This is a genomic window from Streptomyces sp. SID3343, from assembly GCF_009865215.1.
Lineage (GTDB): Bacteria > Actinomycetota > Actinomycetes > Streptomycetales > Streptomycetaceae > Embleya.
In genome coordinates, this window is the sequence record NZ_WWJX01001073.1 from 1 (window position 1) to 6,811 (window position 6,811).

Genomic DNA, 6,811 nt, shown 5'->3' on the forward strand with positions numbered 1-6,811 from the left:
GCGAGCATGAAGAACACCATCATGCCCGCGCTCACCACCCCCAACACGACGCACGCCGGTAGGTCCCGGCCGGTGAAGTCGCGCAGACGGGGCCGAATCAGGACGAGCAAAAGCACGCCGGCCCACCCCAGCCGCAGACCGGTGGTGCCCAGGGCCCCGAGTCGTTCGAGCAGGGGCACCGAGAGAGCGAGCCCGAGCTGGACGGTGGACATGGACACGACGGCCATCAGGGCCCCGGTCATGGAACCGGGCAGGCGCGGGCGGGTGCGGTGATCCGGGAGGCTCATGCGGGCCATTACAAGCAATGGATACCGTTCGCGTCCACGTGCCGATCCCGAACATTTTGTTCATGAATCCTGGACAATGTGCGTATGGAGACACGCCGACTACGGATGCTGGTGGAACTGTCCCGATTGGGGTCGATGCGCGCGGTGGCCGACGTCCTGGGCGTCACCACCTCGACCGTCTCGCAACAGATCGCGGTGCTGGCCGACGACGTCGGCGCCGCGGTGATCGAGCCGGACGGGCGCCGGGTCCGGCTGACCCCCGTCGGTCGCCGACTGGCCGAGCACGCGGTCGGCATCCTCGCCGCGGTGGAGGCGGCCCGCCACGACCTCGCTCCGGATGCCGAGCCCAACGGCATCCTGCGCGTCGCCGGATTCGCCACCGCCATCCGCACCCACGTGTTGCCTCTCGTGAGCGCCATGGCCGTGAGCCACCCGCGCGTCCGCGTCCTGATCCGCGAACACGAACCCGCCGAGGCACTTCGGCTCTTGGTCGAGGACGCCACGGACCTGGCGCTGACCTACGACTACAACCTCGCGCCCACGACCGAGGATCCGGCGCTGCGCGCCACCGCGCTGTGGACCGCGCGCTGGGCCCTGGGCGTACCCGCGCACACCGCCGCCCGCGAGGGGACGGCGCCGGAGGTCGTCGCGCAGTTCGCCGGGCACGACTGGATCGTCAACTCCCGCAACGTCGCCGACGAGACCGTCATCCGAACCCTCGCCTCGATGGCCGGATTCACGCCGCGGACAACCCATCAGGCCGACAGCCTCGACCTGGTGGAGGACATGATCACCGCGGGCCTGGGCGTGGGCCTGCTGCCCGTCGACTCCCTCGCGGTTCCCGGAGTACGGCTCGTCCCTCTCGCCTCCCCGGCCGTGGAACTACGCGCCTACGCCGTCACCCGCCACGGCCGCTTGGACTGGCCCCCGCTCGCCCTGGTCACCGAACTCCTCGTCCGACGGGCGAACGGAGGTCCCGTGTCGCCGGTGCCGGATCACCGGCCGCCGTGATCCCTCGGCGCGACGCGGGTGGTCCGGGTCCGAGTACCGGACGAGCGGCCGGAAGCCGTCGCCGTCACGCCGGTTGTGGCTGGGCGATCGGCGCCTCCCGTTGCCTGATCGGCCTGGTCACCTGTTTCGCCACACACGGCGGCATGCCGGCCGCGGCGCCCACCGCTTGGCGCCGGTAGGCGCTGGGCGCCATGCCGATCAGCTCGGTGAAGCGGGTACTGAAGGTGCCGAGCGACGAGCAGCCGACCGCGAAGCAGACCTCGGTGACGCCGAGGTCGCCGCGACGCAGCAGCGCCGTCGCCCGCTCGATGCGCCGGGTCATCAGATACGCGTACGGCGATTCGCCGTACGCGAGGCGGAATTGGCGGCTGAGGTGCCCGGCGGACATGTTCGCGTCGCGGGCGAGGGCCTCGACGTTCAGCGGCCGCGCGTACTCCCGGTCCATCCGGTCGCGGACGCGGCGCAATCGCGCCAGGTCGATCAGGCGCTGCGCGTCGGTACGTGCGCGCGCCCACGAGGGGTGGCACATGGGTGAAATCCTCGTTTCGAAGTCGGTGAACATGCGGGGTGCGGGCCCGAACGAGCGGCGAGGCGCCGGGACTCCGTCGACGAATGGGACGGCTCAGCGAACCTCTTGGATGCGGATCAGGTTGCCCGCGGGATCGCGGAAGGCGCAGTCGCGGACGCCGTACGGCTGTTCGGTCGGTTCCTGCACGACCTCGGCATCGCCGGCCTGCACCTTGTCGAACGTGCCGTCCAGGTCGCCGGTGGCCAGCAGGATCCAACCGTAGGTGCCCTTGGCCATCATCTCGGCGATGGTACGGCGCTCGTCCTCGGTGACCCCGGGGTCGGCGGCCGGCGGCGCCAGGAGGATCGATGTACCCGGCTGACCGACGGGGCCGACCGTGATCCAGCGCATCCTGCCGGTGCCGACGTCGCTGCGGACCTCGAAGCCGAGGGCGTCGCGGTAGAACGCCACGGACGCGTCCGGGTCGTCGTGTGGGAGAACGCTCGTGTGAATCGTGATGTCCATGCCGGTCAGGCTATGCGGACGCGGCAGCCGGTGCTTCTCGATTCCTGACCGATCCACGTGGCATCCGGATGCTCGCGAGAGCGCAAGGCGGGGCCGAGCAAACGATGTTCGGGCGCCGGGGGCGTCGACCGGGTGAACGTCGGGCGCCACGGCCGACGTTCACCGCGCGCGAAGGGCGTCGGGAGCGGATGGGGGCCGATGGGAGTCGGTGGGAGTCCCGTGGGAATCGGTGATAGTCGATCGGGTGTGCGGACGGCGTGGCCGCGGGTCCCGGTCCGTCATCAGGTGGGAATTAACAGCCAGTTGGTTGAATCTTGACAGAGACTTGCCCACCTCCACATACTACGGAGCGAAGTCGTTCCGCCACATGCAGTAGTCGGCGCAGGCTTTGTTCTGCCCTGGAGAAGTCGCGCCGTCCGTCTCGGTATACGTGCGACGAACCGGGCCGGACGTGTCGACCACCGCATCGACTGCACGCTCCCGTGTACCGGTCGCAGCGGAAGGACTCGCTCTCGATTCCGGAGGAACCGTGAATTACGGCAGTGCCCTGCGCGAAGAGATCTCCCGTCCCCGAACAACGCCGCTCATCGGCATCTACGACATGTACTCGGCGTCCATCGCGGCCCAACACTACGGAGGCTTCTTCCTCTCCGGGTTCGGCTTCGCCGCGTCCCACTACGGGTTGCCGGACATCGGCTTCATCGCCTGGCCCGACATGGTGAACTTCGCCGAACGTCTGCGGCTGGCCTTCCCCCAGCACCACCTGCTCGTGGACATCGACGACGGCTACGTCGATTCGGAGGTCGCCTGCCACGTCGTCCAGCGGCTCGAACGAGCGGGCGCTTCCGGCGTCATCCTGGAGGATCAACAGCGTCCGCGCCGCTGCGGCCACGCGGACGGCAAGCAAATCCTGCCGCTGGACGAGTACTTGACGAAACTGAACCTGGTTCTCGAATCGAGGACCGACCTCCTCGTAGTGGCACGCACCGATGCGACGGAGGAGAAGGAAATCCTGCGGCGCGCCGCCGCGCTCGCGGAGACCGACGCCGACGTGGTCCTGGTCGACGGGGTCCGCAGCATCGAATGGATCAGCCGGATCCGGGCCGAGATCGGCGACAAGCCGTTGCTGTTCAACCAGATCGCGGGCGGCAAGTCACCGCGACTTTCGCTCACCGAACTGACCGAACTGAACGTGGACGTCGCCATCTACAGCACCCCGTGCCTGTTCGCGGCGCACAGCGCCATCGACGCCGCGCTCGCCGACCTCACCTTCTCCGACGGACGACTCCCGGAGGCGAACGACGGCGCCGGCATCGGCGTCCGCGAGTCGACCGAGTTGCTGGAGAAGAACATCAGCCGTCACCACCGCGCCCGGAGCGCGGTTTCGGTGTGACCATGCCGATCCGACCGACCACCCGCCACGCCACGCGCCGTCCGCGTCGCCGGCCGCCCCTCCCCCGACGAGGAACCCCGACCACGTGCGAGCACTGAACACCTGCACCGTCACCACCCTCGCGGCAGGACTGCTGTACGTCGCAAGCCCGGGCGCGGTGGCGGTCGACAACCGGGGCGGGTCCGCGATCACACCCACCGCTCCTCCCGCCCCGGTCGCCCAACTCGCCCCCACCATCACGGTGTTGCGCGTCGGCACCTTCAAACCCGATTCGGTGCTGGAGGTCGACCGCTCGATCAACGCGGATACGGGCGACGGCGGCGTCGTCGGCAGCGACCTCGAAGGAGGCCCCGGGGACTGAGAGCCACGGCGGCCGAGCGGGTGCACCCCCGACTCGGCCGCCGCTCCCCGGCCCGGCCACGCTCACGCCCACGCGCCACCACAGCACCGAAGGAAGCCATGCACGACGACACACCCGACCGCCGTACCCGGGTACGAAGGGTGATGCGGCGCCCGCCGATCGACCCGTACATCGCGGCCCTCCTCGGCACCGTCGCCCTGGCCGCCGTGCTGCCCGCCCGGGGCTCGGCCGCCTCGGTGATCGGCAGCGGTGCGGACGTGGCCGTCGGGCTGCTCTTCTTCCTCTACGGCGCGCGACTGTCCACCGGCGAGGCGGTCGCGGGCCTGCGCCATTGGCGGCTCCATCTCACCATCGTCACCTGCACGTTCGTCGTCTTTCCCGTTCTCGGGCTCGCGGCGGCCGGCCTGGTTCCCCACGTCCTCACCCGAGACCTCTACATCGGGCTGCTGTTCCTGTGCGTCGTACCGTCCACCGTGCAGTCCTCGATCGCGCTGACGTCCGTCGCGCGCGGCAACGTGCCGGCGGCGATCTGCGCGGGTACGTACTCCAGCCTGCTCGGCATGCTCGCGACGCCGCTGCTCGCCGCGTGGCTGATCGGTTCACGCGTGGACGTCTCCGCGTCCGGTCTGTTGTCCATCGGCACGCAACTGCTCGCGCCGTTCCTCGCCGGCCAGTTCCTGCGACCCTGGCTCGGCGCGTTCGTCACCCGCAACAAGAAGTGGCTCGGGCTCGTCGATCGCGGTTCGATCCTGCTCGTCGTCTACTGCGCGTTCAGTGCCGGAATGGTCCAGGGCATCTGGCACCAGGTCACGCCGTCGCGGCTGGCGGCGCTGTTCGCCGTGACCGCCGCGTTGCTGGGCATCGCGCTCGCCCTGACGGCGACGCTCACCCGACGCCTGGGCTTCGGGGCCGAGGATCGGATCGCCATCGTCTTCGGCGGCGCCACCAAAAGCCTGGCCTCGGGCCTGCCGATGGCCGCGGTCCTGTTCGGCGCCCACGCCGGGCTCACGATCCTGCCGCTGATGCTCTACCACCAACTGCAACTGATCGTCTGCTCCGTACTCTCCGGCCGCTGGGCACGGCGCCCGGACGGTGCCCACGACCTCGACCACGTGCCGGCGCCGTCGGGCCCTTCCGCCGGCGAGACGAGTGGGTTGTCCGCCGAGGCGGGTGCGCTTGCCGTCGGGGACGACGACCGCGCCCGGGCCGGCGACCTCGCGGGCGAGCACTCCTGACGCCGGCCGTCCTCGACGGACGGCCGGGTCGGGCGTGCTCGCCGCGCGACGGCCGGGCGGGTTGCCCGCCGATCCGACGAGGCCGGGCCCGATCTCCCGATCGCCCGATCGCCCGATCAGAGGCGGCAGCTGATCTCCATCCCGTCCTCGACCGGGAAGGTCACGTTGTGGTAGCCGTTCTCCGGGTCACGAACGTAGTCGAGGTACGGCTGCAGACTGCTCAGGACGATGTCGTCGGCCACCACGAGCGTGCCCGGCCGCAGGCGCGGCTCCAGGAGTCGAAGTACGGGCAGGCACAGGTCTTTCCAGCCGTCCAGCAGCACGAAGTCCGCAGGGTCGTCCAGATCCCGCAGGGTCTCGCGGGCGTCCCCCTCCAGCACGGTGATCAGGTCGTCCAAACCGGTCTCGGCGAAGGTGCGGCGCGCCGCGGCGATCTTGTCCTTGCTCAGTTCCGTGGTGACCACGCGGCCGACGCCGTTGTCCCGGACGGCTGCGGCCAGGTACAGCGTGGAGATCCCGAAGGACGTGCCGAACTCGACGACGGTGGTCGGGCGGACGGCTCGGACCAGGTTGTAGAGCAGCGCGCCGCCGCCGGCGGAGATCGGCATGTAGATCTCCGCCGCGGCATCGGCCTGCTCCTGGGGCGACAACGGGGCGAACCCGTCGGGCAGGGCCGCGTCCATGCGGGCAGAGGTGTCTTCGTCGTGCGCGGCTCCCGCGAACATCCGGTCGAGTGCCGCGTGGACGCGAGGGTCGGCGAGTGTGTGAGTACGAGTCATGAGACCTAGAGTAGACGCACCGTCGCGTCTTTTCTAGATCCCATACCCTGGACCTCGAATACGCGACGGGAGACGGGAGACGGCATGACGACCGCGATCCACGGCGCCGAGGCCGACGGCTCGGGGGGCCCGGGGCGGCAGCACCACGGCAACCGGCACGGGCGCAGCGAAGCGGCCCGCCTGGCGGTTCTGGAGGCGGCCGACGACCTGCTCGTCGAGAAGGGCTTCGCCGGCGTCACGATGGAGGGCATCGCCGCGCGGGCGGGCGTGGCCAAACAAACCATCTACCGCTGGTGGAAGACCAAGGCCGACGTCCTGATGGACGCCTTCCTCCAGGACGCCGCCGAGGACCTGACGCCGCCCGATTCCGGGGACATCGCGCTCGATCTGCGTGACTATCTGGGCCGACTGGCGTACTTCCTCGCCGAGTCCGACTCGGGGGCCGTGTTCCGGGCGCTGATCGCCCAGGCCCAGCACGACCCGGTGTTCGCCCGCGACTTCCGCTCCAACTGGCTCGACGCGCAACGCCGCCGCGACCGCCTGCCACTGGAACGCGCCGTCCGCGACGGCCGACTGCCCACCGACCTCGACATCGCCACCGAGGCGGACCACCTCGTGGGCCCGCTCTACTACCGCGTGCTGGTAACCGCCGAACCCATCGACAAAGCCTTCACCAACAACCTGGTCGACACATTCCTACACCGCCACCCCC

Annotated in this window: 8 protein-coding genes and 1 pseudogene; 5 read left to right on the forward strand and 4 right to left on the reverse strand. The window is 70.1% G+C overall.

The genetic code is table 11. The features are described 5' to 3' along the window. A pseudogene (locus GT354_RS33235) lies at nucleotides 1–287 on the reverse strand (EamA family transporter); the annotation flags it as partial. Between the two features lie 84 nt (nucleotides 288–371). On the opposite strand from GT354_RS33235, the gene GT354_RS33240 reads away from it, so the two are divergent. Beyond that, complete coding sequence (locus tag GT354_RS33240; protein ID WP_161360082.1) at nucleotides 372–1,298, forward strand: LysR family transcriptional regulator; 927 nt, start codon at nucleotides 372–374, stop codon at nucleotides 1,296–1,298. Nucleotides 1,299–1,362: 64 nt separating this feature from the next. Here the strand turns inward: GT354_RS33240 and GT354_RS33245 are convergent, their stop codons facing one another. Together GT354_RS33245 and GT354_RS33250 are read right to left on the reverse strand one after the other, a co-directional pair. Continuing rightward, on the reverse strand, nucleotides 1,363–1,827 hold the full coding sequence (locus tag GT354_RS33245; RefSeq protein ID WP_161360083.1) for a helix-turn-helix transcriptional regulator: 465 nt from the start codon (nucleotides 1,825–1,827) through the stop codon (nucleotides 1,363–1,365). 93 nt (nucleotides 1,828–1,920) lie between these two features. Further along, the gene (locus GT354_RS33250; protein WP_161360084.1) at nucleotides 1,921–2,331 is read right to left on the reverse strand and encodes a VOC family protein; all 411 of its coding nucleotides are present in this window, start codon (nucleotides 2,329–2,331) and stop codon (nucleotides 1,921–1,923) included. Nucleotides 2,332–2,860: 529 nt separating this feature from the next. Between GT354_RS33250 and GT354_RS33255 the strand changes: the two genes are divergently transcribed. The 3 genes from GT354_RS33255 (at nucleotide 2,861) to GT354_RS33265 (ending at nucleotide 5,320) form a co-directional block, all read left to right on the forward strand. Continuing rightward, on the forward strand, nucleotides 2,861–3,724 hold the full coding sequence (locus GT354_RS33255) for an isocitrate lyase/PEP mutase family protein (protein ID WP_161360085.1): 864 nt from the start codon (nucleotides 2,861–2,863) through the stop codon (nucleotides 3,722–3,724). Nucleotides 3,725–3,809: 85 nt separating this feature from the next. Continuing rightward, a complete protein-coding gene (locus GT354_RS33260; RefSeq protein ID WP_161360086.1) occupies nucleotides 3,810–4,085 on the forward strand; it encodes a hypothetical protein in 276 nt (91 codons plus the stop codon). Nucleotides 4,086–4,183: 98 nt separating this feature from the next. After that, a complete protein-coding gene (locus tag GT354_RS33265) occupies nucleotides 4,184–5,320 on the forward strand; it encodes a bile acid:sodium symporter family protein (RefSeq protein ID WP_237535723.1) in 1,137 nt (378 codons plus the stop codon). Between the two features lie 116 nt (nucleotides 5,321–5,436). On the opposite strand, the gene GT354_RS33270 is transcribed toward GT354_RS33265, so the two are convergent. Beyond that, entirely contained in the window at nucleotides 5,437–6,099 is a 663-nt protein-coding gene (locus GT354_RS33270) for a class I SAM-dependent methyltransferase (RefSeq protein WP_161360087.1), read from the reverse strand. A gap of 84 nt (nucleotides 6,100–6,183) precedes the next feature. Between GT354_RS33270 and GT354_RS33275 the strand changes: the two genes are divergently transcribed. Beyond that, on the forward strand, nucleotides 6,184–6,811 hold a 628-nt coding region (locus tag GT354_RS33275; RefSeq protein WP_161360088.1), incomplete at its 3' end, for a TetR/AcrR family transcriptional regulator.

Excerpts from the sequence above, each read along its gene's own strand:
- GT354_RS33240 (WP_161360082.1), top strand. The coding sequence starts at position 372 with ATGGAGACACGCCGACTACGGATGCTGGTGGAACTGTCCCGATTGGGG.
- GT354_RS33245 (WP_161360083.1), bottom strand. The coding sequence starts at position 1,827 with ATGTGCCACCCCTCGTGGGCGCGCGCACGTACCGACGCGCAGCGCCTG.
- GT354_RS33250 (WP_161360084.1), bottom strand. The coding sequence starts at position 2,331 with ATGGACATCACGATTCACACGAGCGTTCTCCCACACGACGACCCGGAC.
- GT354_RS33265 (WP_237535723.1), top strand. The coding sequence starts at position 4,184 with ATGCACGACGACACACCCGACCGCCGTACCCGGGTACGAAGGGTGATG.
- GT354_RS33270 (WP_161360087.1), bottom strand. The coding sequence starts at position 6,099 with ATGACTCGTACTCACACACTCGCCGACCCTCGCGTCCACGCGGCACTC.